The organism is Streptomyces sp. NPDC090083 (genome assembly GCF_044747445.1).
In the GTDB taxonomy this organism is placed as follows: Bacteria; Actinomycetota; Actinomycetes; order Streptomycetales; family Streptomycetaceae; genus Streptomyces.
In genome coordinates, this window is sequence record NZ_JBIVED010000001.1 from 52,910 (window position 1) to 79,440 (window position 26,531).

The window sequence follows — 26,531 nt, forward strand, 5'->3', positions numbered from 1 at the left end:
CCGGTCGTCCGCCGCGGAACACGGTTGTTGCGCTGGGACGGAATCAAATCCCCGAGGGCGCCCGCTGTCAATACTTTGTTAAGACATCATTTCACGAACAGGTCCGAATGTAAGTACAAACTATTGACAGGTGACCCCTCCGAGTCCTACACCTGAGAGTCGGCGGGCCCCTGGGACCCGCCCACCCCCAGCAGCGCAGAGGAGTGTCCCGCATGGCCGAGTCAGCCCAGCCCTTCGACGTGATCACCATGGGCCGCATCGGGGTCGATCTCTACCCGCTGCAGTCCGGCGTACCGCTGGCACGGGTGGAGACGTTCGGCAAGTTCCTCGGGGGTTCGGCGAGCAACGTGGCGGTGGCGGCGGCCCGGCTCGGCCGCAGCACCGCGGTGATCACCCGCACCGGCGACGACCCCTTCGGGAGCTACCTGCACGAGGCGCTCAAGGAGTTCGGGGTCGACGACCGCTGGGTGACGCCCGTCGCGGAGTACCCGACCCCGGTCACGTTCTGCGAGATCTTCCCGCCGGACGACTTCCCGCTGTACTTCTACCGGCAGCCCAAGGCACCCGACCTGGAGATCCGCACCGACGAGCTGGACTACTTCGCGATCCGCCAAGCCCGCGTCTTTTGGATCACCGGCACCGGCCTGAGCGAGGAGCCGAGCCGCTCCGCCACGCTCGCCGCCCTCAAGGCCCGCGACAAGGCCGGCGTCACGGTCTTCGACCTCGACTGGCGCCCCATGTTCTGGAAGGACCCGGAGGAGGCCCGCCCGTACTACGCGGAGGCGCTGCGGCACGCGACGGTCGCCGTCGGCAACCTCGACGAGTGCGAGATCGCCACCGGCGTCCGCGAGCCCCGCGCCTGCGCGCAGGCGCTGCTGGACGCGGGCGTGGAGCTCGCCGTCGTCAAGCAGGGGCCCAAGGGCGTCCTGGCCGTGCACCGCGACGGTACGACCGCCGAGGTGCCGCCGGTCCCGGTCGAGGTGCTCAACGGCCTCGGCGCGGGCGACGCGTTCGGCGGCTCGCTCTGCCACGGCCTGCTGTCCGGCTGGGACGTGGAGCGGACCATGCGGTACGCCAACGCGGCCGGCGCCCTCGTCGCCTCCCGTCTCGCCTGTTCCACCGCGATGCCCACCGAGTCCGAGGTCGAGGACCTCCTCGTCGGCGCCCGCGCGGGCGACTGAGCACGTGGCCGATCCAGCCACCCCTGAACGGAGTCTCCCTTGAGCATCAGCATCCCCGACCTGGTCACGGTCAGAGCCCGGCACCCGGAGGCCGTCGCCGAGGCCGCCGCCCGCCGGATGCGCCGCCCGCTGCTGGGCGACAGCGGCCGTCTGATGATCGTGGCCGCCGACCATCCCGCACGCGGCGCGCTCGCCGTCGGCGGCCACCGTACGGCCATGGCCCACCGCGCCGACCTGCTGGAACGCCTGTGTATCGCGCTGTCCCGGCCGGGCGTCGACGGGGTGCTCGCCACCGCCGACATCCTGGAGGACCTGCTCCTCCTCGGGGTCCTCGACGGCAAGGTCGTGATGGGCTCGATGAACCGCGGCGGGCTGTCCGGCGCCTCCTTCGAGATGGACGACCGGTTCACCGGCCACCGCGCCGAGGACATCGCCCGGCTCCGCTTCGACGCCGGCAAACTGCTGCTCCGCATCGACTACGCCGACCCGGGCTCGCTGACCACCCTGGAGTCGACCGCGCGGGCGATAGACGACATGGCGGCCCGCCGGCTCCCCCTGTTCGTCGAGCCGTTCATCTCCCGCCGGGTCGACGGCAAGGTCCGCAACGACCTGTCCGCCGAGGCCGTGACCCGCTCGATCGCGATCTCCTCGGGTCTGGGCGGCACCTCCGCCTACACCTGGCTGAAACTGCCCGTCACCGACGACCCGGACGACATGGCCGAGGTCATGGAGACGTCGACGCTGCCCGCCGTCCTGCTGGGCGGCGAGGTCGGCGACGACCAGGACGGCGCGTACGAGAAGTGGCGCAAGGCCCTGCGCCTGCCGACCGTCCAGGGTCTGGTCGTCGGCCGCTCCCTGCTGTACCCCGCCACGGGCAGCGTGGAGAGCGCCGTGGACACCGCTGTGGGTCTGTTGTGAACCGGAGGCACACGATGACGAGCGCATACCACCTTCCCGCGGGCAAGGCCCTCGGCGGCCCCTACGTCGTGGACGTCAGCCCCGAGTCGGCGGCCTGGGGCTACTCCAGCCTGCGGGTCCTGGAGCTGCCCCCGGGCGGCACCCACACCTTCGACACCGGCGACAGCGAGTGGATCGTCCTCCCGCTGAGCGGCGCCTGCACGGTCTCCGCGGCCGACGACTTCGGCCACGACACCTTCGAACTCACCGGCCGCGAGAGCGTGTTCACCGCCGTCAGCGACTTCGCGTACGTCCCGAGGGACTCCCGTACGACGGTGTCGTCGGCCGGCGGTGGCCGCTTCGCCCTCACCGGGGCCCGCTGCACCCGCCGGCTGCCCGCCCGGTACGGACCGGCGGAGTCGGTGCCGGTGGAGCTGCGCGGCACCGGCACCAGCAGCCGCCAGGTGAACAACTTCGGCGCGGCCGGGGTCTTCGAGTGCGACAAGCTCATCGCGGTCGAGGTGATCACCCCCGGCGGCAACTGGTCGTCGTTCCCGCCGCACAAGCACGACGAGCACCGGCCGGGCGAGGAGTCCGTCCTCGAAGAGGTCTACTACTTCGAGTTCGCCGACCACGAGGGCACCCCCGGCCTCGGCTACCAGCGCGTCTCCCCCTCCGGCCAGGGCCGCAACACGGACGTCCTGGCCGAAGTCCGGGGCGGGGACGTGGTGTTGATCCCGGACGGCTGGCACGGGCCCTCGATGGCGGTGCCCGGTCACCACATGTACTACCTCAACGTCATGGCGGGCCCCGACGACGACCGCTCCTGGCTGATCTGCGACCACCCCGACCACGCGTGGGTCCGCGGCACCTGGCCCGAGCAGCCCGTCGACCCCCGCCTCCCCCTCTACACGGCACCGGAGAAGTCCTGATGAGCACCCCCACCCGCCGTCTGACCGTCGCCCAGGCCCTGGTGCGGTTCCTGTCGGTCCAGTACACCGAGCGCGACGGTGTGCGGCACCGGCTGATCGCCGGCACCTGGGGCATCTTCGGCCACGGCAACGTCGCGGGCCTCGGCCAGGCACTCGTGGAGGCGGGCATCGGGCCGGACGCCACGATGCCGTTCCACCAGGGCCGCAACGAGCAGGCCATGGTCCACGCGGCGGTCGGCTACGCCCGCCAGCTCGACCGGCTCTCCGCGCATGCCGTCACCACCTCGATCGGACCGGGCGCGACCAACCTGGTCACGGGTGCCGCACTGGCCACGATCAACCGGCTGCCGGTCCTCCTCCTCCCCGGCGACTACTTCGCGACCCGGGCCGCCGACCCGCTGCTCCAGCAGCTGGAGCACCCGGTCGAGGCGGACCTCTCGGTCAACGACACGCTGCGCCCGGTCTCCCGCTACTTCGACCGCGTCATGCGCCCCGAGGCCCTGATCCCGGCCGCCCTGAACGCGATGCGCGTCCTGGCCGACCCGGTGGAGACGGGCGCCGTGACGCTCGCGCTCCCGCAGGACGTCCAGGCCGAGGCGTACGACTGGCCGGAGGAGTTCTTCGCCGACCGCGTGTGGCACGTACGGCGTCCCGCGGCCGATCCGTCGGAGCTGGCCGAGGCGGTCGCGGCGATCCGGGCCGCCGAGCGCCCGGTGATCGTCGCGGGCGGCGGTGTCCACCACAGCCGCGCCGAGGAGGCGCTGAAGGCGCTGGCCGACGCGACCGGGATCCCGGTCGCCTCGACCCAGGCGGGCAAGGGCTCGCTGCGCCACGACCATCCCGCCGACCTGGGCGGCATCGGCCACACCGGCACCGCGGTCAGCGACGACATCGCGCGCACCGCGGACCTGGTGATCGGCGTCGGCACCCGCTACACGGACTTCACGACGGCGTCCCACACCCTGTTCCAGAACCCGACCGTCCGGTTCGTCAACCTCAACATCACCGCGTTCGACGCCCACAAGCTGGCCGCGCGCACCCTGGTGTGCGACGCGCGGGCGGGCCTGACCGCGTTGACCGAGGCACTCGCCGATCACCGTGTGAACTCGGTTTACGAGGCCGAGTACCGCGCGGGCAAGGAGCGTTGGGAACAGCTCGTCGACACCGCGTTCAGCGCCCCCGACGAGAACGCCGTACCGACCCAGACCCAGCTTCTCGGCGCCCTCGACGCGGTCGTCGGCGACGACGACGTGGTGATCAACGCGGCCGGCTCGCTCCCCGGCGACCTGCACAAGCTGTGGCGGGCGCGGAGCCCGCGCCAGTACCACCTCGAGTACGGCTACTCGTGCATGGGTTACGAGATCCCGGCCGGCATCGGCGTCCAGCAGGCCGCCCCCGGCACCCCCGTGTGGTCCCTGGTCGGCGACGGCACGTACCTGATGATGCCGACCGAGATCGTCACGGCGGTCCAGGAGGGCCTCCCGGTCAACCTGGTCCTGATCCAGAACCACGGCTACGCCTCCATCGGCGGTCTCTCCGAGTCCGTCGGCAGCGAGCGCTTCGGTACCGCCTACCGCTACCGCGCGGCCGACGGCACCTTCTCCGGCGCCCCGCTCCCGGTCGACCTCGCCGCCAACGCGGCGAGCCTCGGCATGGACGTCCTGCGCGCCAAGACGGTCCGCGAACTGCGCGAGGCGCTCGCCACGGCCCGCGCCTCCGACCGGCCGACGTGCGTCTACGTCGAGACCGACACCGCCGCCCCGACCGCTCCCCCGGCCGAGGCCTGGTGGGACGTACCGGTCGCCGAGACCGCCTCGCGCACCTCGGCCGTCCAGGCCCGCGAGGAGTACGACCGCCAGGTCGCCGACCGCCGCCGCCACCTCTGAACCCGCCGAACTCGCCGAACTCGCCGAACTCACTGAACTCGCTGAACTCCCGCAGCCCGAAAGGCCCTTGCACCATGAAGACGATCACCCACTGGATCGACGGCAAGCCCGTCGAGAGCGCGTCCGGCCGTTTCGGACCCGTGTACGACCCGGCGACCGGCACCCAGGAGAAGCAGGTCGGTTTCGCGACCGTCGACGAGGTGGACGCCGCCGTCGCCTCCGCGAAGGCCGCGTTCGAGAGCTGGGGCACCTCCTCGCTCGCCAAGCGCACCGCGATCCTGTTCAAGTACCGCGAGCTGCTGGACGCGCACCGCGACGAGATCGCCGAGCTGATCACCGCCGAGCACGGCAAGGTGCACTCGGACGCGCTCGGCGAGGTCGCGCGCGGCATGGAGATCGTCGAACTCGCCTGCGGCATCAGCGTGCAGCTCAAGGGCGAGCTGTCGACCCAGGTCTCCACCCGGGTCGACGTGGCCTCGATCCGCCAGCCGCTGGGCGTGGTCGCGGGCATCACACCGTTCAACTTCCCGGCCATGGTGCCGATGTGGATGTTCCCGCTGGCCATCGCGACCGGCAACACCTTCGTCCTGAAGCCGTCCGAGAAGGACCCGTCGGCGTCCTACCGGCTGGCCGAACTCGCCTCCGAGGCGGGCCTGCCGCAGGGTGTGCTGAACGTCGTACAGGGGGACAAGGTCGCCGTCGACCGCATCCTGGAGCACCCGGACGTCGAGGCCGTCTCCTTCGTCGGCTCCACGCCGATCGCGAAGTACATCCAGCTCAAGGCGGTCGAGCACGGCAAGCGCGTGCAGGCCCTCGGCGGCGCCAAGAACCACATGCTGGTCCTGCCGGACGCGGACCTGGACTTCGCGGCCGACCAGGCGATCAACGCGGCCTACGGCTCGGCGGGCGAGCGCTGCATGGCCGTCTCCGTCGTGGTCGCCGTCGGCGACACCGGCGACGAACTGGTCGCCAAGATCGCCGAACGCGCCGGCAGCCTGCGCATCGGCCCCGGCAACGACCCGGCGTCCGAGATGGGCCCGCTCATCACCCGCGAGCACCGCGACAAGGTCGCCTCGTACGTCGCCTCCGCCGCCGCGCAGGGCGCCGAGGTCGTCGTGGACGGCACCGGCTTCTCCGTCGAGGGCCACGAGGACGGCTTCTTCCTCGGTGTCTCCCTGCTCGACAAGGTGCCGCTGACGGCGGACGCCTACAAGGACGAGATCTTCGGCCCGGTCCTGGTCGTCGTCCGCGCGGAGTCGTACGACGAGGCCATCACCCTGATCAACAGCTCCCGTTGGGGCAACGGCACCGCGATCTTCACCCGGGACGGCGGCGCCGCCCGCCGCTTCCAGATGGAGGTCAAGGCGGGCATGGTCGGCGTCAACGTGCCGATCCCGGTGCCCGTCGGCTACCACTCCTTCGGCGGCTGGAAGGACTCCCTCTTCGGGGACCTGCACATCTACGGCAACGACGGCATCGCCTTCTACACGCAGGGCAAGGTCATCACCACCCGCTGGCCGGACCCGGCCGACGGCGGCATCAACCTCGGTTTCCCCAGCAACTCCTGACCATCCGTCACCACCGTTGAGGAGGTGCCCTCCGTGGCGAAGACCGGTGGCTATTCCCGCGCCGTGACCGGGTCCCCGCTCGATGCCCTGCACTTCGCGCTGGACCGCAACAGTCCGGTGCCGCTGTACTACCAGCTCGCGCAGCAGCTGGAGGCGGCGATCGAGCACGGGACCCTCGCCCCGGGCAACCTCCTGGGCAACGAGATCGACCTGTCCGTCCGCCTCGGCCTGTCCCGCCCCACCGTCCGCCAGGCCATTCAGTCCCTCGTGGACAAGGGGCTGTTGGTCCGGCGGCGCGGGGTCGGCACCCAGGTGGTGCACAGCCAGGTCAAGAGACCACTGGAACTCAGCAGCCTCTACGACGACCTGGAGTCGGCCGGACAGAGCCCGACCACGCGGGTCGTCCGCAACGAGGGCGTGCCCGCGACCGCGGATGTCGCGGCCGCCCTCGGGGTCGCGGAGGGCAGCGAGGTCACGCTCCTGGAGCGGCTGCGCTCCACGCACGGCCAGCCGGTGGCGTTCCTCTGCAACTACCTCCCGGCGAGCCTCCTCACGCTCGACACCGCCAGGCTGGAGTCGACGGGCCTGTACCGGATGCTGCGCACCGCCGGCATCACCCTGCACAGCGCCCGGCAGACGATAGGCGCCCGCTCGGCCACCCCGGAGGAGGCCGGCCGCCTCGACGAGAAGGAGGGCGCGGCCCTGCTCACGATGCAGCGCACGGCGTACGACGACACGGGGCGGGCGGTCGAGTTCGGGACGCACATCTACCGGGCGTCCCGGTACGCGTTCGACTTCCAGCTGCTGGTCAGGCCCTGAACTGCACGGCGGAGTCGAGGAGTCGGCGCTGCTCCGGCGTCAACTCCAGGTCCACGGCGGCGAGGTTCTCCTCCAGCTGGGCCACCGACGACGCCCCCGCGAGCGGCACGATCGGCAGCGGCCCGCCCAACTGCCACGCCAGTACGACCTGGTTGACGCTCGCCCCGGTCTCCTTCGCCACCTCGCGCAGGGCGGCCAGGCGGGGCGGGGTGCCCGGGTGGTCGTAGTCGGCGGGCAGGGGTTTGTCCTCGCGGGTGTAGGCACCGGCCAGCAGCGGTGAGTAGGCGACCAGGGTGAGGGCGGGCTCGGCGCGCAGGTAGCCGAGCAGGTCCGGGCCGACGGTGCCCAGGCTGCCGTCGGGGAACAGGCCCGAGGGCACGTCCGTCCGGGGGCGCAGGTAGCTGTGCTGGTACTGGAGGAGCTCGTAGCCGGGCAGACCGGCTTCGGCGGCGAGCGCGCGGGCCCTCTCCACCCGCCAGGTCGCGTGGTTGCTGACGCCCAGGAGTCCGACGGTGCCCTCGGCGACCAGCTCGGCGAATCCCTCGACGGTCTCCCGCAGCGGAACGCTCTGGTCCTCGATGTGCGCGTACAGCACGTCGAGCTTGTCCACGCCGAGGCGTTCGCGGCTGCGCTCGGCCGACTCACGGATGACCTTCGCGGACAGGCCCTCCGGGTTGTCGACGAAGCCCGAGCCGGGAGCCAGCGGGCGGGCGCCGAGCTTGGTGGCGATCACGATCTCGTCGCCGATGCCGCGGCTGCGCCGCCACCGTCCGAGCAGCTTCTCGCTGTGGCCGCCCTGGCCGCCGTCCTCCCAGAAGGCGTAGTTGTCGGACGTGTCGATGAACGTCCCGCCCGCCTCGACGTAGCAGTCGAGTACGGCGAAGGACGTCCTCTCGTCGGTGCGGGAGCCGAACAGCATCGCGCCGAGGGCGAGCACGCTCACCTCGCGGCGGTGGGCCGGATCGGTGCCGATGGTGCGGTACTTCATGGTGGTCCCTCCCGTTCGCGCCCGGTTCTCCGGGCGCGAACGGGAGTCTTCCGCTTGAAGCGCACTTCAAGTCAAGCCCCCGCGCGCCTACTTGGCGAACGGCCCGTCCAGCGCCGCCCATTGGAGCAGCATGATCGTCTTGGCGTCGGCGATCTCGCCGGTGCGGATCATCTCCAGGGCGCGGCGGAAGGGGAGTTCGAGGATCTCGATGTCCTCGCCCTCCTCCTGGAGGCCGCCGCCCTCGTGGGTGCGGGTCGAGGGGCCGTAGGAGGCGGCGTAGAAGCCGATGCGTTCGGTGACCGAGCCGGGGCTCATGTAGACGTCGAAGACGTGCTCGACCTCCCCGACGGTGTGGCCGGTCTCCTCGACCACCTCGCGGCGTACGGCCTCCTCGGGGTGTTCGTCCTCGTCGTCGAGGAGGCCGCCCGGTGTCTCGACGAGCATGCCGTCGGGGTGGCCGTTGACGTAGACGGGGAAGCGGAACTGCCGGGTGAGCAGGACGGTTTCGCGGTCGGCGTCGTAGAGGAGGAGGGTGGCGCCGTTGCCGCGGTCGTGGGTCTCGCGTTCCTGGGTGGTCCAGGTGCCGTCGGCGTGCCGGAAGTCGAAGGTCGTCGTGCGCTCGACGTACCAGTGGCTGGACAGCAGGGTCACGTCGCGGACCCTGACGCGGGGGTTCCCGGTCAGGTCGAGGCCGGTGCGGTCCAGGCCGGTGCGGCCCCGGCGGTCGGGGGTGTCGGCGCCGGCGGTCATCGGACACCGGCCGGACGCGAGGGGATGATCGAGTTGTTCATGTCCGACGTCTATCACCCCGGAGCGCGGGACGCATGGCCGAAACCGGCGCCCGGGGAGTCCAACTGCCGTGCCGGTTGAGTTGATTCGTCCCCTCCGGTCCGCCCGTCCGGGCATGCTCGACGCATGTCTGAGCAGGGTGATCAGGTTCCCGGATACCGGATGATCAGGATGGCGGCGCTGCAGGACGCTCCGGCGGCGGCCCTCGCGGACGTGGAGGCGTGGCAGGCCCGCACGACCCATCCGGACGTGCTCGGCGGCGGTGGCCCGGTGTTCGGGGTGGCCGAGGAGCTGGAGGCCGGCGGGTGGCGGATCGTCTCCCTGTTCTCCGGCTCGTACCCGCAGGGCGCGCGCGACAGCATGGCCATGACGTTCCGCGAACGGGCGCGGTCCGCCGAGGACGCCGGCGACCGGGAGACACAGCGGGAGTGGCTGCGGAACGCGGAGCGGCTGGACTGGGAGGCGCTGGACGAACTCACGGTGCTGGGGCGCCGGTTCAGGATCGTGCGGGGCGACCAGTTCATCCGGATGGGGCCGACGGGACCGGAGCCGCCCCGGCCGTCCGACCCGGACCCGGCGAAGGCGGGACACGGCCACGAGTACCGCGGCCGTACGAAGGGCTTCGTGATCGATCCGTTCACGCCGACCGGGATGTCCGAGGGCATCCTGCGGATGGAGCTGCTGTCGCTGGTGCACGCGCCGGGCTCGGCTCCGGACGGCGTGCGGAGGGACGCGTTGCACGCGCTGGAGACGCATCCCGGGGGTGTGCTGCTGCCCGCCGAGTTCACCGCGGCCGAGCTGTCGGACGGCCACTGGGCGCCGACGCAGCTGACGAACGCGAGCCCGCAGGGTTCGCGGGACACGCTCACCACCTATCTGCGCGTGATGGCGCCAGTCATGGAGGAGCTCGACGAGGAGACGCGCGCGGAGTACGGGCGGCTGGCGGACCGGATGGACGCCGAGCGCTGCGACGAGCTCGTGATCGACGGGTGCCGGACGCGGATCGTGCGCGTGGAACGGCTGGTGCGGGTCGGCCCGGACGGTCCCGAGGGCCCGCGCCCCTCCGACCCCGACCCCGAACTGCCCACCGCCGTACAGGAGAAGCGGCTGCGCGAGGAGGGCGTTTTCGACGAGTACCGGGTGCTGAACGAGGAGGAGACCGAGCAGCGCCGCCTCGCGGACGAGCAGTCGAAGGAGTTCCTGCGGCTCTTCGAGGAGCAGCGCCGGCGCCGGGACGAGGCGGAGGGCGCCTGAGCGGGGCGGGGCCGCCGGGCCCCGCCCCGCCCTCCGGTGGGGTCAGTCCTTGCCGAGCATGGTGTCCATCCGCTTGATCTCGGCGCTCTGCGTGGTGATCACGTCGGCCGCGAGCCCGACGGCGGGGTCGTACGCGCCGTTCGCCTTCTCGCTCCTGGCCATGGCGACGGCGCCCTTGTGGTGGTCGACCATCATGGCGAGGAACAGGGTGTCGAAGGCGGCGCCGGAGGCCTTCTCCAGCCTGCCCATGTCGGCGTCGCTCATCATGCCGGGCGTCGAGGACGACATGTCGTGGCCCATCCCGGACATGTCCTGGGGGACCTCCTCGCCCCACGAGGTGAGCCAGCCGGACATGGTCCTGATCTCCGGCTGCTGCGCGCCCTCGATCTTCGACGCGAGGCTCTTGACCTGTGCCGAGGAGGCGTGGTCGGCGGCCAGTCCGGCCATCTCCACGGCCTGGCGGTGGTGCTGGATCATCTCCTTCGAGAACGAGACGTCCGCGGCGTTGTGCCCGCCGCTCCCGGCCGAACTCCCGGCGCCCGCCCTGGTGTTGCCGGCGTCGCCGCCGCACGCGGTGAGCGTGAGGGCGGCCACCGCGACGGTGACGGCGAGAACGGTACGGCGGACGGACCTGCGCTGTGCGGTCATGGTGGAACTCCTGGTGTGTGGATCCGTGCAAGGGCATGCCGCTGCGCGCACGGTGGCGCGCGGGGCGCTCTAGATCCGCAGGAGTTGGAGTTCGGCGAGCGAGGGCGGGGCCCGGCCCCCGTCGGGACCGCCGCCCGCCCCGGACGTACGTCCGTCGGGCGCCTCGGCGCGGGCGGCCACGTCGGGTCGCAGCACCGGCACGACGGCCGGGGTCCCGCCCACGGACGCGGACGCGCAGGTCGCGTCGGCGTGCGTCATGTGGCCGCCGCAGTCGTCCGACCCGTGATCACAGGCGCCGCGCGTCGACGCCTCCTCCCCCATGGCTGTCGACGCCTTGTGCCCCGTGGCCACGGGCGTGGCCGCCATGCGGTGCCCGGGTGCGGGGTCGGCCAGGGGGACGGGTCCGAGTCCGTGCATGCCGAGCAGGCCCAGCAGCACGGCGGCCACGAGCAGACCGGAGGACCGCACCGGTCGGTGCGGTCCTCCGGTCTGCTCGCTGCGGGCCATGGCCTCACCATACCCACCCTGGGTATCGGTTCGGGCGCCGGGCACCTCGGTCAGTGGGCCCGCACGGGTCCTTTCGCGCTGCGGTAGGTGGAGATGCCCAGGGCCAGCAGCCAGTAGCTGAGGATCGCGCCCATCAGGGCGGTGGTGCCCCAGCCGTTCGCCGCGTAGAAGTGCGCGGGGGTGTTGCCGAAGAACAGGGACGGCACGAAGGCCAGGTTGACCGCGGCCAGGACGTAGGCGGACCTGCCGGTCCAGCGGGGCAGCAGTCCCGTGCGGGTGACGGCGAGGCCGAACGCGGTCAGGAAGAACGCCAGCATGAGCCGGGAGATCGAGCCGTAGAGGATGTAGGTGCCGTTGACGTCGATCGTCGGGTCGATGGGGTGGTCGGCGGCGATGACCGCGCCGGCCTCCAGACCGCTGGAGACGAGCGTGATCGTCGCGTAGACCAGGCCCGCCGTGAAGGCCAGCGAACCGGCCCACTCGTATTCGGGGTGCACGCGCTTGACCAGGTCGCGGAAGGCGGTCACGAACACCAGCAGGAACGCCAGCGCGACGATCCCGACCAGCAGCCTGGCGAGCACGTTGGCGTCCGGCGGCGGGCCCGAGTAGACGAAGTACAGGGGCACTTCGACGATGAGGGCGACGGCGGCGGCGATGCCCGCGCCGCCCGTCAGACGCCTGGCGGTCATTTCGTTCATGGGGTCCCCCGGGGTGTCGATGCGGTGGATCGGGTACGCCATGAATCCTGCCGACGACGGCCCTCGCCGTCCCTGGGCCTGAGGACCGGATCGGGGGTGTCCCTGACGACACCCCGGGGCGGGTCGTCAGGGGAACGGGAGGGTGCGGCGGAGCGGCGGGGAACATCCCGAAGGCACGGGCCCACGCCCCGGACGGGGGCGAGGCGTCAGTCCCGGGTCGCCAGCCACGCGTCGACCGCGGTCGCCAACTCCCCCTGGCCGCCGAAGACATGACCGTCCATGCCGACGGCCCGCGCGGCGCGTACGTTCTCCTCGCGGTCGTCCACGAAGAGGAAGTCGGCCGGGGCGGCCCGCAGGGCGGTGACGCAGTGGTGGAAGGCCGCCGGGTCCGGCTTCGCCGCCCCGATCCGGCCGGAGAAGGCGAGGTGGTCCAGGTCGTGCAGCCAGGGCTGCGCGGCGAGGAACGCGTCCGCGTGGTCCGCGGGGATGTTGGACAGCAGGGCGACCTCCGCGACGGCGCGCAGGGACCCGGCGTAGGCGACCATCTCCTCGTCGACGCGCGACCAGCTGTCGATGTCGGTGAGGCGCAGTTCCTCGACGGTGCGGGCGTCGACCGGCCGGGAGAGCCGGCGCAGTACGGCGGACCAGTACTCCGGCGCGGACTGCCGGCCGGCGTCGTAGGGCGGGCGGCACTCCCAGTACGCGGCGGTGAAGGCGTCGGTCGGGGTGGCGCAGCGGGCGGCCATCGTGCCGAGGGCGCCCGGGAGTTGGTGGCGGGCGATGACCCCGAAGAGGTCGAAGAGGACGATGCGGCGATCGGTGGGCATGGTGGGGGTCTCTCTCCTTCCGGTCCCGGGGACGTTCAGTGGCTCGGCGCCGGCTCGGTCGTCCGGTCGGGGACGGTGCGCAGGATCCCGGCGGCCACGGCGGTCACCGCGCACAGCAGGATCAGCAGGACGAAGGCGTGGTTGAGGGCGACGAGGTGGGTCAGCCAGCCGATGACGGCGGGGCCCGCGAGCATGCCGACGTAGCCGAGTCCGGCGACCCGGGAGACATTGGCTCCCGCGGCGGCGGGATCGGCGTGTCCGGCCGCGCTGAACAGCTGCGGGACACAGCCGGACAGGCCAAGACCGAACAGCGCCCATCCCGCGAACGCGGCCCAGATCCACGGGGAGACGGTGACGATCGTGATGCCGACGCCGGCCGTGGCCGCGCCGTGGCGCAGGATCGCCATGGACCCGAACCGGGCGACGAGGCGGTCGGCGAGCAGCCGGCCGATGGTCATCGTCGCCGCGAAGGTGCCGTAGGCGAAGGCGGCGGTGCTCGCGGGGGCGCCGAGGATGTCTTTGAGGTGGAGGGCGCTCCAGTCGTTGGCGGCGCCCTCGCACAGCATGACCAGCAGGGCGAGGACGGCGAGGATCCAGATGCGGCCACTGGTGCCGCGGCGCGCGGGGGCCGGGGTGTGTTCGGTGTCCGGTGCGGAGTCGGTGCCGGTGGTCGCGGGTGCGCTGCCGGTGGTCGCGGTTGCGGAGTCGGCGGTGGCGGGTGAGGTGTCGGCGGTGGCGGGTGCGGACGGCAGCAGGGCGCGGGCCGACGCCAGGGCGGTCACGACCCCCAGGATCGCCATGGCGGTCATGCCCGCGGCCGGGCCGAGGCCGGCGCTCGCGGTGGCCGCGCCGACGAGTGCGGCGAGGACGCCGCCGACGGAGAACGTGGCGTGGAAGGCCGACATGACGGGCCTGCCGTAGGCCTTCTCCACGTGGACGGCGTGGGCGTTCATGGCCACGTCCAGGCAGCCGTTGCAGAAGCCGAAGACCAGCAGGGCGCCGGCCAGGGACCAGGGATCGCGGGGCAGGCCGGGCAGCACCAGGGCAACGCTGCACAGGACGCCGGTGGCGGGGACGACGAGGCGCGCACCGAGCCGATCGGTCAGGGGTCCGGCGACCTGCATGCCGAGGAACGCGCCCAGCCCCAGCAGCACCAGGAGCCCGCCGAGCGTCGCGTGGCTGATGTCCACGCGCTCCTCGATCGCGGGGATGTTCACGACCCAGGTGCCCATCAGGGTGCCGCACAGGCTGAAGTAGACAAAGGTGGCCACCCGGGCGGCACGCAGCGAATCGTTCATGGACCCACCGTAATGAACGTATGACCTGATTGAATACTGGCGTTTCGCACACATTGAATGTTCGTTTGGGGTGGTGTTCAATCACGGCATGAGCAACGCAGACCGGCACGGGACGATCGCGCAGGCCGTCGGGGAGGCGGGCAGGATCAGCGTCCAGGAACTCGCCGACCTGACCGGCGCCTCCGAGATGACCATCCGGCGCGACCTCGACGCGCTGGCCGCGCAGGGCGTCCTCGAACGGGTCAGGGGCGGGGCACGCACCCTGCTGCTCCGGGGCGAGGAACCGCCGTTCGCCCTGCGGGCGCGCGAGGGCGTGGAGGCGAAGCGCCGTATCGCGGCCGAGGTGTCCGCGCTGATCGCCGACGGCGAGACCGTCCTCCTCGACAGCGGCACCACATGCCTGGAGATCGCCCACCTGCTGCGTCGGCGGCCGGTCACCGTGATGCCCCTCTCGCTGCAGGCCGTCCACGTGTTCGGCGAGAGCCCGGGCCCGGCCACGCTGATGGTCCCCGGCGGCCGGCCCCGCGCCGCCGAGGGCGCCCTCACGGGCCCGCTCACCCTCGCGTCCCTCGCCGCCCTGCGCTTCGACACCGCCGTCATCGGCTGCTGCGGCCTCAGCGCGGCCCAGGGACTGACGGCCTACGACCTGGACGACGCGGCCGTGAAGAAGGCGGCCATCGCCGTCGCCCGCCGGATCGTCGTCGCCACCGACAGCACCAAGCTCGGCCACACCGCGTACGCCCACGTCGCCCCGCCCACCCTCCTGCACACCGTGGTGACGGACAGCGCGGCCCCCGCCGACGAGATCAGCGCCCTGGAGGACATGGGCACGGTCGTGAAGACGGTCTGACGGGGCAGCAGTTGGATCCGGGGACGGGGTCCGAGCCCGAATCCCGACGCGCAGACAATCGGGACCGGTTTCGGATGTCTCCAGTCAGGACGACAGGATGTGAACCTGCGACCTCTTGAGGTCGAAAACGCGCTCAAGCTGAGTGTCCCGACAGGCTGGTTCGCCGGCGACAATGTGTATTCAGGCCGTGAACTCCGCCGGAACATGCGGGAGTTCGGGCTCCGCTATGCGGTCGGTGTGCCCCACACATACACGGTCACGGATGGAACGGGCCACAGATGGAAGGCCCACCAGATGATCAACAAGGTGCTGCCGCACCGCCAGAGGATGCGCACCGGATGACCTGGCGCCGCCACCATCAAGCCCTCGCACGAGCCTGCCACCAGCGCCGACACCCTCTTCAGGACCAGCCATGACCACAACTACAGCTGCCGTGACTGCCACCGCTTCTACTGGCTCAACTCAGCGTTTCCCCATGCAGCATAACCAGCATTGCTGCACAGTCCCATATCCCCCTCGGCGAAGATCATGTTGAGCTTCAGTTCGATGGCTCCCGAGACATTGACCGGCTTGGGGACCGCGACCTTGAACTTGGTCGCACGGTACTGTCCACCGACTTGCTTGCCATCGACATAGATACGGAAGTAGACAACAGCCTCCGAATCCGTGTCCGAAGTCAGCCCCAAGGTGGCGTTGAATTCACGCCACTCACCTTTCAACGCATAGGTGATGTTCCTTTCCTTACTGCACCCACCAATCCGCGTGTAGATGCTGTTCGTATAATCGGTGCCGGCGAGATTGACGCTCCCCTCAGGGAGAGAACCATTCGAATTCCTAGCCGCATCCATGTCGGACAGGTACTGCTTCGCTTGATCCGGGGAGACGGTCGGCGTGGGCGAATCATTGCCGTTCGCATTGTCCTCTGTCGGCACGCCCTCCAGGGTCTCGCTGGAGGTCGGGGACCGCGGAGGGGGTTCGGCCAGAGAAGCGGGGGTGCTCGGCGGGCGCGAAGGCGAGGTCGCGGACGAGGGCTTGGAGTCTTCCAGGAAACGAGGAGCAATTACTCCAAGGAAACCAATAACGGCAACAATGACGGCGAAACATCCCGCGATGATGGCAGCCATGTGCTGCTTCCACCACGGATCAGCATTGAGGGTGGACTCAGGAGAATCAGGCGGAGAATTTGTCACGTCGCTCACCTTGCCACTCGGGTGGATTTTAGACTCCTTCAGATTGGTCGCGACGGTACGCGACCTCGGGGCGCGGCACTTCAAGCTCAAGAACGCCGTTACTGTGCCGTTACCTTAAAGTCGTCATCGCAACCCGAAAGAGCGACAGACCGAACAGACCGAGCATTTGTGCGATCGACCGCCTTGAGGCGGGGCCCGTTCTTGATCGCCAGCGCCACAGCAATCGACCTCTACAGACCGGCCACTCCGTCGAACTGGAAGATCTTTTCAGGAACTGGAACCAACGGCAGTGACAGATATGTCAAGCTGCCACCTGGACGGCCAAACAAGGCAGTTGATGCGGGTCGCCCCCGCCCTGCAGCAGCGCGAGGGCGCACGAGCGCAGGTTCGACGGGATTCAAAAAACTCCCCGCCGGGCGGAGAAAATGCAACGAGCAGTCGCCGAGGCTCCATCACCGTTGCCACGATCGCCGCTTCCGGCACCGGTCATCGCAGGACTGAATCATTGGCGGCTCCGGCCTTCCGAGGAATGACACCAAGTCGTGGTGACCCCAGCCGGGGACAAGGTCGAATCCGCGGAACCAGGCCATCGGCAGGCCGTGGCTCACCAACTGGGCGTTGCGGTTGAACACAGTGCCGATCAGGCCCGCTCACTCCGCCGACACAACGCACCGATCACATCACGACGCACAGAAAATGGCGAAGAGCCTACGCCCATGTCGATCCATCCCTATTCTGCAAAGAAATTCTGAATCGACCCTTGGGGGTGGTCGTGCAAGAGCCGTTCCGCGATGCCGATGAAGCCGGACCCGGCCAGCTCACGTGCCTGAACGAAGGATGCCACCGTTTCCGTCGCCGGGAACGTGGACGGTTGTGCAGCGTCTGCGCAAGCCGCACCAGGCAGCGCCCCGGCCCCGATCTGTTCGAGACGCTCGGTTACGAGCGCTCGGGTGATCGGTCTCCCGCACCTCAACCTCGACGGTCCAGGGGACCAGGGCCCGACCGGCTGCAACCCGTTCCCGCGGCTGTCACGACCGCGCTGGCCGTGACGTCGGTCATCGCGTTCTGGCTCTGGCTGGGTCCGGCCGCCGGGATAACGGTCTTGGTCCTCTCACCTTTATGGGTCACCAATGTGCTGCTCGGCGGCGGATACGACGAGTCGCTCCTCCATGTCTTCGGCCGGGTTTCCCGCTTCCGGGCAACGCCTGGAAGGTTCCTCACCAGACATCATGAGCGCCGCTGACGGGAGCGGAGCCGTGGCACACCCCTCGGGCTGGCATTGAAATATACCGAACAATTAAGCGAATCAATCAACGCATGGTCACGTTAGGGTAAAGAAAGCCGCCTTGTCGCATCATGGATTGTGAATAGGGGCTTTGATTCTTCATCCATGGCATGCCCGGCAGGAAAACGTCTGCACTTCCTGTCTGCACCATGCCACGCGGGGAGATCACCGGGGGAACGAAATGCAGGTAGGAGAGCTGGCGGCCGAGGCCGTCCGCGTTCTGGTGTCACAGCTCGCTTCGACGGGGGCCGGGGGAGCTCAGCTGGTTCAGGGGGCGGCAACCAGTTTGTTGTCGAATCTGGTCGAAGAGCGTCTTCGCGAGACCGGCCACACCCAGGAGTGGGGGGCCTTCACCAGCGATCCGGCGAACAATTCCCTCATCGAGTACCTGCTGCGGCAGGAGGCCGATCGGAACGCCGACTTCCGGCTCGCCCTCGGAGACGCCGTACGGGCAGCCAAGTCCGAGGTGGTCAACGGCACGCAGGTTCGGTCGATCAGTATCGGCGGAAATGGCGATGCGCAGATCGGAGACCGCCGGGACACCTTCGGGAACAACAGCCGGGCGGTCACCGGCAGCGGCTCCTACCACGAGGGCGACGTCACCCACAATCACGATGGCGACGTCTACGAGACCCACGAAGGCCGTCCGGTGGGTCGGTACGCGATGGTTGCTCTGCTCGTTCTGGGGCTGATGTTCTTCGCCTTCAAGGTGGTCCCGGACTTCATCGGAGGAGGGGCGGGTGGCGGCCTTTCCGCATCCTCCACCTGCAAGGAATTCCTGACCGCCGACGAAGCGACCGAGCAGCAGGCGATGGTGAACATCGCGACGGACAAGGGGCTCGGCGGGTTCGGCAGTCCGCTGGCGCTGCCGGCCATCCGGTACGAGTGCAGCTCTCACCCGACCGAGGCCCTCGGCACCGTGATCGAACAGTACAAGGGGCAGTTCTAACCGCACGGAGAGGGCCGGGTGCAGCACACCCTGAGCCACCCGAATGTGCTGGTCCGGTCCGGTCGACGCCCCAGCCCCAACAGCCGCTGCGCTTGATGGTTCCTGCGCCCGGATCCGGCGCCGGGATGCATTCAGTATCCCTACGCCTACCCAACCGAAGAACTGACCGAAGCCTGCCCGGAAGCCCGAGTCGGCAACTCAGAACAAGAAACATGAGGAAAACAATGATCGGTCGCTACATCAATGCCGCTTGCTACGCGATCAGCGGTGTCGTAATCCTGTTCCTCGAAGCCTCAAAGGGCTGGGACGTCAAACTGACGCTCATCGCGCTCGCAGCCGTTGCGTACGGCGGGTACATCGGGCTGACCACACGGTCCTACTGGGTCAGTACGTACACCTACGTCATTCCGGTCCTGGCCATCTGCTATGCGGTCTTCGCCATTTAGATGGTCAGACCCAAGCGGTTATTGATCATTTGAAGTGAAACTGCATTCCTGTGACACGGTCTGCGGACAAGGAACGCCGCGAAGCAGTCGGCGTCCCGCTGGGTGTCCGGGCACGCTGGTTCGCCGGAGACGATGTGCATTCAGGCCGCGAACTCCGCACGAACATAAGGGAGTTCGGGCTCCGCTACGCGGTCAGCGTGCCCCACACATACACGGTCACGGATGGAACGGGCCACAGATGGAAGGCCCACCAGAGGATGCGCACTGGATGGCCTGGCAAGGACAGGTGGCCTGCTGGAACTCCTGGATGCGTTGGTCGCTGTTCTCCCTTGTCCCATCCGCCGTCCTCGCCCGCCCATGTCCAAGATCCTGGATCAGGCTCCGTCGCGGCGCCTGACACTAGCGCCCGAGGGCGGTCATCGATCAAGTGGGCGACTTGCTGGGAACGTACGCCCACATGCTGGATCTTCCTCACGGTCGCGCTGAAGCGCTGCCTCATGAGCGAATGGGTACGGTTCACACCGATCACACACCGGCCGTCCCGCCGCAGCAGCATGCCTGAGACATCGTCATCCAAGTCCCGCAGCACAACCTGAACATCAAGGCTCCCCGCCAGCACAAACGGGTCGATCGGAGCGGTATTGATCTCGAACTCCTGCAACAGAGCCCGCGCTGCGGTGTCAGCCCTGGTCATGAGCATCTTTCAGGTTCTCGGAGCCGGACCACACCGAGGCGACATCGGCCGCGTACTGAGCCGAAAGGCCAGCGATCTCATCCGGTAGAAGCTGCCCCCAAGCATTGCCCCCCTCACTGACAGCCTGCTTGCCCAGCTACCGCGCCACCAGGCCCGGGGCGAACGCGTGATCGGTCGCACGGGTCCGCCCAGGTCGGCGACCCATACGGTGTTCGCGCCGACGCCGGTCGGCGCGATCCACGGGATGGACTTCGACCGGATGCCGGAGGTGGACCGGGTGCTCGGGTATCCCTTCGCGCACCGGTCCGTACGTCATCTTCCAGCGGAAGGCAGGCGCTCCGGGCTCAGTGCGGCTTCCAGGTCCAGTGCCCAGTGCAGCAACCGCTCGTCCTGGCCGTAGCCGGCCACGCACTGCAGGCCCAGCGGCAGTTCCGTGGTCGAGCGGCCCGCGGGCACCGTCAGCGTGGGCAGCCCCGCGGCGCTCCAGGGGAGGGACATCACCGAGTCGCCCGCGTTGTCGAGGCCCTTGGGAGCCGGGCCGGTGGCCGCGGGGGCGATCCATACGTCGACGCCGTGCCGGCTCGTCGCCTCGGTGAGGCGGTCGCGGAACGCCTGCCGCTTCCGGAGCGCCCCGGTGTAGTCCGCCGGCCCGACCCGCCGGCCCTGGAGGATGGCGTCGGCGGTGCGGGGGTCGTAGAGGTCGGGATAGCGGGCGTACCAGTCGGCGTGGGACCGGGCCAGTTCGTGGAGGTTGACGACGAACAGGGCGAACGCGTCCTGCTCGAAGGTCTCGAAGACGGGTACCCGTTCCACGGCGTATCCGGCGGCGCGCAGGGCGTTCACCTGCTGGTCGAACACGGCCAGGGCCTCCGGTTCGGTGAACCCGAGATAGGGGCCCTCGGGCACGCCGAGCACCGGACGGCCGGTCGTGGCAGGAGCCTGCCGCCAGTCGTCGCAGAGGCACTCGGCCGCGAGGACGGCGTCCGCGACGGTGGCGGTGAAGGTGCCCACGGTGTCGTACGACGGGGAGGTGGGCAGCACGCCGTCGAGCGGGACGCGCCCGTGGCTCGGCTTGAAGCCGACGACACCGCAGTAGGCGGCGGGCCGGATGACGGAGCCGATGGTCTGGGTGCCGATGGCCAGGGGAACCAGGCCCGCGGCCACGGCCGCCGCGGAACCGCTGCTCGATCCGCCCGGCGTGTGTTCCGGCCGGTGCGGATTGCGCGTCGGCCCGGGTGCGGCGACGGCGAACTCGGCGGTCACCGTCTTGCCCGCGATCAGTGCGCCGGCCCGCAGCAGGCGGTCGACGACCACGGCCTGGCCGCCCGTCAGGACCTCGGTGGGCAGGGTCGAACCGGCTCTGGTGGGCAGCCCGTCGACGTGCACGATGTCCTTCACGCCCACCGGAACTCCGTACAGCGACGGAAGCCGGTCGGGCCACGCGCGCGTGGCCAGGTCCCGGGCGGCCTCCCGCAGCCGGTCCGCCCTGCCGGGCTCGGCCACGAACGCCTGGACGACCGGGTCGACGGCCGCAATGCGCTCGATGGCCCGCTCCGTGTGCTCCCGCACCCCGACGGCGCCGATCCGCAGCGTGCGGACCGCGTCCGCGAGGGAGGTGGTCCGTACGAGTCCGTCCATGGTGCTCCTCCGTCGGCCGCCGGTCGGCGGGGCGTTCCCCGGGTCGGCGGGGCTTTCGGGCCAGGTGCCGGTCAGTACCCGGGAGGCCGGCCCGTGACCGTCCTCGTCTTGACGAAACCGAACAGGGCGACGCCCTTGATGACGACGCGCGGGGTGCCGGGCCGTCCGGTCCTGCGGGCGCCCCGCCTGCCGAACACACCGAACAGTCCGAAGCCCTTGACCTCGACCTCGATGTCCTCGGGAAGCAGGATCTCGGTGGCACCCCACAGGGCGACGGCACGGATCTCGGTCTCCTGGCCGGCGAAGCGGGCCTCGGTGAGGTCGAGCCGTCCGCCGCCCCAGACCGACAGGGCGGTGAACCGGGGCGGGACGACCCACTCCCCTCTCCGCGCGAACCCGCCGAACACGCCGACGGCCAGGGGCGAGGCGGGCGTACGGTCCACCACGAGCGCGTCCCTGGGGCCCGGCACGGGCAGGTCGAGGCCGGCCGCCTTCAGGTCGCCGAGTGTCCTGGCCGCGTACACCGCGGCGAGCCGCTCGTCCAACTCGGCCAGTTCCAGGCGCCCTTCGGCCACCGCCGTACGCACCCGCTCGGCGACGAGGTCACGGTCCCGGTCCGCGGCGAGGATGCCGTCGGCGGACGGCACGGCGGGAGGTGAGGCGGGCGACGGGGCGTCCGCCTCCGGCCTGGCCCGGTCGGGGAACCCCGGGTGTTCGGTCATGCGATCGCCCTTCTCCACGGCTGTGCTCGCGAGGATCTCCGGTCGAGCGGTGGCGTCCTGCTCGCGGACGGCGGCGGCCGGGGAGATCGGAGCGAGCTCCCGTACCTCGGCCGGCGGACGGTCCAGAATACGCAGGTGGTGCCGGGCGACGTGCAGTGCGAGCGCCAGCACCGCCATGACGACGGCGAGCACCCCGATGGCGCCACGCACCCCGAGCGCGTCGGCGAGGAGACCGGCGCCGAGCGGGCCGGCCCACTGCACCACCTGCACGCTGAAGCGGTGGGCCGACGCCACCCGCCCCAGATAGGCATCCGGCACCAGCCGCACCTGGTAGGACTCGGTCACCACGTTCAGCGGCACGATGCTGGCCATCGCGACCAGCAGCACCAGGCCGATCTGCCACGGCCGCGGCACCCACACGACAGCCCCGAAGCAGGCCACGAACATCCAGGCGGCCAGCCGCAGCACGGTCCGGGCGCCCAGCCCGCGCATCAGCGCCGGCCCGGCGACGGAACCGAGGAGACCGCCGGCCAGCGCGAGGGACGACGCGGTGCCGACCTCGGTGGGCCCGCCGCCGCGGAACTGCACGAGGACCACGAAGAGCAGGGTGAATCCCTCCGTCACCGCGTTCAGCGCGGCGCCCCAGAGGATGGTGAAGACCAGGTAGTCGCTGCGGCGGATCATCCGCAGCCCGTCGGCCATGTCGGCGAACACACCGGGGCGCGGGCCCGCGGGCCCGTCCGGACCCAGCGGGCGGCGGATCAGCGCCGAGGCGAGGGTGACGAACAGGAACGACACCGCGTCGAAGAGGAACGGCACCCAGCGGGCCAGCGAGTACAGCAGTCCGCCGAGCGGCGCGCCGACCAGGCGGGCGACCATGTCGCGCCCCATGCCCTGGGCCGTCGCGGCGGACACCTGCTCCTTGGGCACGATGCGGCGCAGCGCCGGCATCGACACCCCGCTGCGCAGTCCCGCCGCCAGGCCGCCCGCCAGGGCCAGGGCGTCGAGTGCGGCGATCGCGGGATCGCCCCGGTGGACGAGGAGGGCGATGGTGCCCATCGCGAGGGCCTGGAGGAGGGGGGCGAGGACCATGAGGGCGCGGCGCGAGACGCGGTCGGCGAGGGTCCCGCCGAGCGGCAGGGTGACGAGCGTGCCGATCATGTGGCAGGCCGTGATGCTGCCCGCCTGGGCGGCCGACCCGGTGGCGTGCAGGACCAGCAGCGGGAAGGCGAGCGTGGAAATGCTGGTGCCCAGCGCGGACACGCCGTTGCCGGTCCACCAGTACATGTAGTCGAGGTTGCGCCACAGCGACCGGAGGGCGCTGTCCGCCTCGGACCTGCTCTCCACGGCGGCAGACTGCGCCTCGGCCATACGCCCCTCACCCCCGTGCCCGTCCCGAAGACCCGTCTGGGCGCCGGAAGTCCGTACCGCTGTCGTTCACCGCATGCTGCTCGACGAGGCGGGACCGGAGCCAGGCATCGCACCGGCAGCTTGCCCGGACCCGGCTCAAGTTGCCGCGGCGATGCCTGGCCGCCGCGGGCGGTGGTGCCGAGGCTGGCCGCCATGAGCGCATCCCACACCACCGCCGCGAACTCCGCCTGGATCAGTGCCCGTTACGCACCCGTGCCGCCGCACACCCGGATCGTCTGCCTGCCGCACGCCGGCGGGGGCGCCGGTGTCTTCGGTGGCTGGCGGCCGTACGTGCCGGCGGGCATCGAACTGGCGCCGGTCGATCTGCCGGGCCGGGGGGCGCGGATCGACGAACCGGTCGCGGGCACCTTCGACGAGCTGCTGGACTCCCTGTTCGAGGCGCTGCGCGGGGAGTTCACCATGCCGTACGCGATCTACGGGCACAGCTTCGGTGCGCTGCTCGGCTACGAACTGACCCTGCGCGTCGAGCGGGAGATCGAGCGGGGAGAGCCGCTGCTCGCCCCGCTCGCCCTGCTGGTGTCGGGGTCACGCGCACCCCACGTGCCGCTGAACCGGGAGCCGGTCACCGACGGCGACGACGCGCGGCTGGTGTCCTGGCTGCGGGAGACCGGCGGGCTGCCCGAGGAACTCCTCGCCTTCCCCGGCTTCCTCACGGACCTGCTGCGGGCGGTGCGCAGTGACATCGCCTTCGCGGAGCGGTATCTGGTCCCGGGCCCGGTACCGGTGGCGTGTCCGGTGGTCGCCCTGGCCGGCCGCGAGGACACGGTCTCGCCGGTCGCGGACGTGGAGCCGTGGGCCGCGTACACGAGTGCCGCGCACCGGCTGTGCGTCCTGCCCGGCGGCCACTACTTCCCGCAGAGCCATGCCGAGGCCACCGTCCGGGCGGTCATGGACGAGCTGTTCGCGGTGACGGCGCCCCGGAACCCGTCCTAGGCGGCCGTTCGCGCACGGGGTCGGGCGAGGGGCCGGGCAACCGGCCAGGCAGCCCGGCGGCAGACCCGGTTGCCGGTCCGCATGCCTGGTTCCGGCCTCCGCGCTCCGCCCACTATGCCGACATGACGGAAGGCCGTGCCGAACGGGCGCCAGCCGAGGCCGTCACAGACCCAGACCATCACAGACGGGGAATCGCATGGGCACGAACGCCGCCGCCAAGGTCGCCGCGGAGCGTGGAGTCCGGCAGGCCGCGGAATCCGGCACGGGCGGACGCTCCTGCGCGTCGGGCCGTCCGTGGATCGTGGGCCGGGTCCCCGCGCCGCGCACCCGGCTGCGGTTGTTCTGTCTGCCTCCTGCGGGCGGCAGTTCGGGTTCGTTCGCGCCCTGGCGACTGGCCGCCGTACGACCGGACTTCGAGCTGGCCACCGTGGAACTGCCGGGCCGGGGTGTGCGCGCCGGACAGCAACTGCCGCCCACCTTGGAGGAGTTGGCCGACGCGGTACTCGACGGCATCGCCGAGGAGTTCGACATGCCGTACGCGCTGTTCGGTCACAGTTTCGGGGCCCTGCTCGGCTACGAGATCGCCGTGCGCGCGGGCCGGCGCGGACTGAACCCGCCGGCCGCCCTGCTGGTCTCCGCGTCCCGGGCCCCGCACGCGCCGGTACCGACGCGCGTCTCACGGCTGCCGGACCAGGACCTGCTGGAGCGGCTGAACAGCTTCGGCGCCTTTCCGCCGGAGCTGTCGCGCTATCCCGGGTACCTCCGGTACGCGCTGCGCACGGTCCGCCGCGATCTGGCCCTCGTCGAGGGCTACCGGCCCACCGAGGCGGTACGACTCGGGTTCCCTCTCCACGTGTTCGGCGGCGCCGGGGATCCGCTGGTGAGCGAGGAGCAGTTGGCGCGCTGGCGGGACTGCGCGGGCGGCGAGTTCACCTCGCGGCAGCTGCCGGGCGGGCACGACTACCTGTTCAGCGCGGCGGCACCCATGCTCGGCGCGCTCGCCTCGACGCTGCGCTGACCTGGCCGGCGAGCGATGAGCAGCGGCCGTCGGCCCGCCGGGGCGCGGCGCCGATCCAGTCCACAAGTTCCGAGGGAGTTGCGAGAGTTGAACGATCTGACGGGTATCAGCGTGCTCGATGCGAACGGCGAGGATCTGGAGGGCTTCACGCGCCGGAACGCCGGGGCGATCGGCGAAGCCGTCGCCGGAAACGGGGCGGTCCTGATCAGGGGAGGCCGCGCCCAGGGCACCGAGGACTTCCAACGGGCCCTGAAATGGCTCGGGTTCGAGCCGCTGGCGTACACGGAGAGGTCCACCCCGCGCAGCGAGGTGGGCGACGGTGTGTTCACGTCGACCGAGTACCCGCCGCGCGAGGTGATCCCGCAGCACTGCGAGTCCTCGTACGCGAGTGCCTGGCCCGCGCGGCTGGCGTTCTTCTCCGCGGTACCGGCGGCGAGCGGCGGGGCGACCCCGATCACGGACGTGACGGCCGTCCTCGACCACCTCCCGGCCGAGGTGATCGCGACCGTGGAGCGGCGGGACCTGCGGTACGTGCGCAACTACGGCAGCGGCGTCGGCCTCGACTGGCGCGACGCCTTCCAGACCGAGCGGCGGGACGAGGTGGACCTCTTCTGCGCGCAGGGCGGTCTGGAACGGGAGTGGCTGGAGGACGACTGTCTGCGCACCGTCCGCCGGGCACCGGCCCTCGCGACGCACCCGCGCACCGGACGGCGGCTGTGGTTCAACCACCTGGTCCTGTTCCACCAGTCGTCGCTCCCGTCCGGGGTGCGCGAGGACCTGGTGGCCGTCCTGGGCGAGGAGGGACTGCCCAACGACGTGCTCTTCGGGGACGGTTCGCCGATCCCGGACGAACTGGTGGCCACGGTCCGGTCGGCGTTCGAGCGCCGTCAGCAGCGCTTCGACTGGGCCCTGCACGACCTGCTGGTGATCGACAACATGCGCTGGTCGCACGGTCGGGAGGCGTTCACCGGGGAACGCCGTGTCCTGGTCTCCATGACGGACCTGATCACCCGCACCTGACATCGACCGCCGTCTGCCGCTCCCGCGTTCCGGCGCGGCCGAGCCCTGTCTGCCCACGGGGAG

The 26,531-nt window shown here is 70.7% G+C and carries 23 protein-coding genes; 13 read left to right on the forward strand and 10 right to left on the reverse strand.

Annotated elements, in window-relative coordinates; all coding sequences use genetic code 11:
• Window positions 1-212: 212 nt before the first annotated feature.
• From iolC to ACIPTO_RS00270, 6 genes are all read left to right on the forward strand, one after another.
• Window positions 213-1,181 carry a 5-dehydro-2-deoxygluconokinase gene (gene iolC, locus ACIPTO_RS00245; protein WP_366322618.1) on the forward strand — a complete coding sequence of 323 codons (969 nt, stop codon included), beginning with the start codon at window positions 213-215 and terminating at the stop codon, window positions 1,179-1,181.
• Window positions 1,182-1,220: 39 nt separating this feature from the next.
• Window positions 1,221-2,099 (forward strand): deoxyribose-phosphate aldolase, encoded by an 879-nt coding sequence (locus tag ACIPTO_RS00250; protein WP_401188010.1) that lies wholly within the window; start codon window positions 1,221-1,223, stop codon window positions 2,097-2,099.
• Between the two features lie 14 nt (window positions 2,100-2,113).
• Window positions 2,114-3,010 carry a 5-deoxy-glucuronate isomerase gene (iolB, locus tag ACIPTO_RS00255; RefSeq protein WP_366322615.1) on the forward strand — a complete coding sequence of 299 codons (897 nt, stop codon included), beginning with the start codon at window positions 2,114-2,116 and terminating at the stop codon, window positions 3,008-3,010.
• A complete protein-coding gene (iolD, locus tag ACIPTO_RS00260) occupies window positions 3,010-4,896 on the forward strand; it encodes a 3D-(3,5/4)-trihydroxycyclohexane-1,2-dione acylhydrolase (decyclizing) (protein ID WP_401188013.1) in 1,887 nt (628 codons plus the stop codon). The genes iolB and iolD overlap by 1 nt, the downstream gene beginning before the upstream one ends.
• 74 nt (window positions 4,897-4,970) lie before the next feature.
• Window positions 4,971-6,464: a CoA-acylating methylmalonate-semialdehyde dehydrogenase gene (locus ACIPTO_RS00265; RefSeq protein WP_401188015.1), complete on the forward strand. Its 1,494-nt coding sequence runs from the start codon at window positions 4,971-4,973 to the stop codon at window positions 6,462-6,464.
• Between the two features lie 33 nt (window positions 6,465-6,497).
• Window positions 6,498-7,283: a GntR family transcriptional regulator gene (locus ACIPTO_RS00270; RefSeq protein ID WP_366322608.1), complete on the forward strand. Its 786-nt coding sequence runs from the start codon at window positions 6,498-6,500 to the stop codon at window positions 7,281-7,283.
• On the opposite strand, the gene ACIPTO_RS00275 is transcribed toward ACIPTO_RS00270, so the two are convergent.
• On the reverse strand, window positions 7,273-8,271 hold the full coding sequence (locus tag ACIPTO_RS00275) for an aldo/keto reductase (protein WP_401188019.1): 999 nt from the start codon (window positions 8,269-8,271) through the stop codon (window positions 7,273-7,275). The two genes, ACIPTO_RS00270 and ACIPTO_RS00275, sit on opposite strands and share 11 nt — an antisense overlap.
• Window positions 8,272-8,358: 87 nt before the next feature.
• Window positions 8,359-9,021: an NUDIX domain-containing protein gene (locus ACIPTO_RS00280; RefSeq protein ID WP_328827137.1), complete on the reverse strand. Its 663-nt coding sequence runs from the start codon at window positions 9,019-9,021 to the stop codon at window positions 8,359-8,361.
• 165 nt (window positions 9,022-9,186) lie between these two features.
• Here ACIPTO_RS00280 and ACIPTO_RS00285 point away from each other — a divergent pair, with 165 nt between their 5' ends.
• Complete coding sequence (locus ACIPTO_RS00285; protein WP_401188022.1) at window positions 9,187-10,314, forward strand: DUF5954 family protein; 1,128 nt, start codon at window positions 9,187-9,189, stop codon at window positions 10,312-10,314.
• 42 nt (window positions 10,315-10,356) lie between these two features.
• Here the strand turns inward: ACIPTO_RS00285 and ACIPTO_RS00290 are convergent, their stop codons facing one another.
• From ACIPTO_RS00290 to ACIPTO_RS00310, 5 genes are all read right to left on the reverse strand, one after another.
• On the reverse strand, window positions 10,357-10,962 hold the full coding sequence (locus tag ACIPTO_RS00290; protein WP_401188024.1) for a DUF305 domain-containing protein: 606 nt from the start codon (window positions 10,960-10,962) through the stop codon (window positions 10,357-10,359).
• Between the two features lie 69 nt (window positions 10,963-11,031).
• On the reverse strand, window positions 11,032-11,469 hold the full coding sequence (locus ACIPTO_RS00295) for a DUF6153 family protein (RefSeq protein WP_401188027.1): 438 nt from the start codon (window positions 11,467-11,469) through the stop codon (window positions 11,032-11,034).
• Between the two features lie 50 nt (window positions 11,470-11,519).
• Window positions 11,520-12,167, reverse strand: coding sequence for a hypothetical protein (locus tag ACIPTO_RS00300; protein WP_401189641.1), 648 nt, complete (start codon window positions 12,165-12,167; stop codon window positions 11,520-11,522).
• Window positions 12,168-12,373: 206 nt separating this feature from the next.
• Window positions 12,374-12,994 (reverse strand): HAD family hydrolase, encoded by a 621-nt coding sequence (locus tag ACIPTO_RS00305; protein ID WP_401188029.1) that lies wholly within the window; start codon window positions 12,992-12,994, stop codon window positions 12,374-12,376.
• Between the two features lie 35 nt (window positions 12,995-13,029).
• Window positions 13,030-14,292 (reverse strand): MFS transporter, encoded by a 1,263-nt coding sequence (locus ACIPTO_RS00310; RefSeq protein ID WP_401188032.1) that lies wholly within the window; start codon window positions 14,290-14,292, stop codon window positions 13,030-13,032.
• 88 nt (window positions 14,293-14,380) lie between these two features.
• Here ACIPTO_RS00310 and ACIPTO_RS00315 point away from each other — a divergent pair, with 88 nt between their 5' ends.
• Window positions 14,381-15,142 (forward strand): DeoR/GlpR family DNA-binding transcription regulator, encoded by a 762-nt coding sequence (locus tag ACIPTO_RS00315; RefSeq protein WP_401188035.1) that lies wholly within the window; start codon window positions 14,381-14,383, stop codon window positions 15,140-15,142.
• Window positions 15,143-15,591: 449 nt separating this feature from the next.
• On the opposite strand, the gene ACIPTO_RS00320 is transcribed toward ACIPTO_RS00315, so the two are convergent.
• The gene (locus ACIPTO_RS00320) at window positions 15,592-16,266 is read right to left on the reverse strand and encodes an NPCBM/NEW2 domain-containing protein (RefSeq protein ID WP_401188037.1); all 675 of its coding nucleotides are present in this window, start codon (window positions 16,264-16,266) and stop codon (window positions 15,592-15,594) included.
• 1,532 nt (window positions 16,267-17,798) lie between these two features.
• Between ACIPTO_RS00320 and ACIPTO_RS00325 the strand changes: the two genes are divergently transcribed.
• Both ACIPTO_RS00325 and ACIPTO_RS00330 read left to right on the forward strand, forming a co-directional pair.
• Window positions 17,799-18,566 carry a hypothetical protein gene (locus tag ACIPTO_RS00325; RefSeq protein ID WP_401188040.1) on the forward strand — a complete coding sequence of 256 codons (768 nt, stop codon included), beginning with the start codon at window positions 17,799-17,801 and terminating at the stop codon, window positions 18,564-18,566.
• A 224-nt stretch (window positions 18,567-18,790) separates the two neighbouring features.
• Window positions 18,791-19,012, forward strand: a complete 222-nt coding sequence (locus ACIPTO_RS00330; RefSeq protein WP_401188043.1) for a hypothetical protein — start codon at window positions 18,791-18,793, stop codon at window positions 19,010-19,012.
• 1,006 nt (window positions 19,013-20,018) lie between these two features.
• Here the strand turns inward: ACIPTO_RS00330 and ACIPTO_RS00335 are convergent.
• Complete coding sequence (locus tag ACIPTO_RS00335; RefSeq protein WP_401188046.1) at window positions 20,019-21,344, reverse strand: amidase; 1,326 nt, start codon at window positions 21,342-21,344, stop codon at window positions 20,019-20,021.
• 71 nt (window positions 21,345-21,415) lie between these two features.
• Window positions 21,416-23,437 (reverse strand): MFS transporter, encoded by a 2,022-nt coding sequence (locus ACIPTO_RS00340; protein WP_401188049.1) that lies wholly within the window; start codon window positions 23,435-23,437, stop codon window positions 21,416-21,418.
• Between the two features lie 192 nt (window positions 23,438-23,629).
• Here ACIPTO_RS00340 and ACIPTO_RS00345 point away from each other — a divergent pair, with 192 nt between their 5' ends.
• From ACIPTO_RS00345 to ACIPTO_RS00355, 3 genes are all read left to right on the forward strand, one after another.
• Window positions 23,630-24,430, forward strand: coding sequence for a thioesterase II family protein (locus ACIPTO_RS00345; RefSeq protein ID WP_401188052.1), 801 nt, complete (start codon window positions 23,630-23,632; stop codon window positions 24,428-24,430).
• Window positions 24,431-24,626: 196 nt separating this feature from the next.
• On the forward strand, window positions 24,627-25,448 hold the full coding sequence (locus ACIPTO_RS00350) for a thioesterase II family protein (RefSeq protein ID WP_401188054.1): 822 nt from the start codon (window positions 24,627-24,629) through the stop codon (window positions 25,446-25,448).
• Between the two features lie 87 nt (window positions 25,449-25,535).
• Window positions 25,536-26,468 carry a TauD/TfdA family dioxygenase gene (locus ACIPTO_RS00355; RefSeq protein ID WP_401188057.1) on the forward strand — a complete coding sequence of 311 codons (933 nt, stop codon included), beginning with the start codon at window positions 25,536-25,538 and terminating at the stop codon, window positions 26,466-26,468.
• The last annotated feature ends 63 nt before the right edge of the window (window positions 26,469-26,531 follow it).

Excerpts from the sequence above, each read along its gene's own strand:
- iolC (WP_366322618.1), top strand. The coding sequence starts at position 213 with ATGGCCGAGTCAGCCCAGCCCTTCGACGTGATCACCATGGGCCGCATC.
- iolB (WP_366322615.1), top strand. The coding sequence starts at position 2,114 with ATGACGAGCGCATACCACCTTCCCGCGGGCAAGGCCCTCGGCGGCCCC.
- iolD (WP_401188013.1), top strand. The coding sequence starts at position 3,010 with ATGAGCACCCCCACCCGCCGTCTGACCGTCGCCCAGGCCCTGGTGCGG.
- ACIPTO_RS00265 (WP_401188015.1), top strand. The coding sequence starts at position 4,971 with ATGAAGACGATCACCCACTGGATCGACGGCAAGCCCGTCGAGAGCGCG.
- ACIPTO_RS00275 (WP_401188019.1), bottom strand. The coding sequence starts at position 8,271 with ATGAAGTACCGCACCATCGGCACCGATCCGGCCCACCGCCGCGAGGTG.
- ACIPTO_RS00280 (WP_328827137.1), bottom strand. The coding sequence starts at position 9,021 with ATGACCGCCGGCGCCGACACCCCCGACCGCCGGGGCCGCACCGGCCTG.
- ACIPTO_RS00285 (WP_401188022.1), top strand. The coding sequence starts at position 9,187 with ATGTCTGAGCAGGGTGATCAGGTTCCCGGATACCGGATGATCAGGATG.
- ACIPTO_RS00290 (WP_401188024.1), bottom strand. The coding sequence starts at position 10,962 with ATGACCGCACAGCGCAGGTCCGTCCGCCGTACCGTTCTCGCCGTCACC.
- ACIPTO_RS00295 (WP_401188027.1), bottom strand. The coding sequence starts at position 11,469 with ATGGCCCGCAGCGAGCAGACCGGAGGACCGCACCGACCGGTGCGGTCC.
- ACIPTO_RS00300 (WP_401189641.1), bottom strand. The coding sequence starts at position 12,167 with ATGAACGAAATGACCGCCAGGCGTCTGACGGGCGGCGCGGGCATCGCC.
- ACIPTO_RS00305 (WP_401188029.1), bottom strand. The coding sequence starts at position 12,994 with ATGCCCACCGATCGCCGCATCGTCCTCTTCGACCTCTTCGGGGTCATC.
- ACIPTO_RS00310 (WP_401188032.1), bottom strand. The coding sequence starts at position 14,292 with ATGAACGATTCGCTGCGTGCCGCCCGGGTGGCCACCTTTGTCTACTTC.
- ACIPTO_RS00315 (WP_401188035.1), top strand. The coding sequence starts at position 14,381 with ATGAGCAACGCAGACCGGCACGGGACGATCGCGCAGGCCGTCGGGGAG.
- ACIPTO_RS00320 (WP_401188037.1), bottom strand. The coding sequence starts at position 16,266 with ATGGCTGCCATCATCGCGGGATGTTTCGCCGTCATTGTTGCCGTTATT.
- ACIPTO_RS00325 (WP_401188040.1), top strand. The coding sequence starts at position 17,799 with ATGCAGGTAGGAGAGCTGGCGGCCGAGGCCGTCCGCGTTCTGGTGTCA.
- ACIPTO_RS00330 (WP_401188043.1), top strand. The coding sequence starts at position 18,791 with ATGATCGGTCGCTACATCAATGCCGCTTGCTACGCGATCAGCGGTGTC.
- ACIPTO_RS00335 (WP_401188046.1), bottom strand. The coding sequence starts at position 21,344 with ATGGACGGACTCGTACGGACCACCTCCCTCGCGGACGCGGTCCGCACG.
- ACIPTO_RS00340 (WP_401188049.1), bottom strand. The coding sequence starts at position 23,437 with ATGGCCGAGGCGCAGTCTGCCGCCGTGGAGAGCAGGTCCGAGGCGGAC.
- ACIPTO_RS00345 (WP_401188052.1), top strand. The coding sequence starts at position 23,630 with ATGAGCGCATCCCACACCACCGCCGCGAACTCCGCCTGGATCAGTGCC.
- ACIPTO_RS00350 (WP_401188054.1), top strand. The coding sequence starts at position 24,627 with ATGGGCACGAACGCCGCCGCCAAGGTCGCCGCGGAGCGTGGAGTCCGG.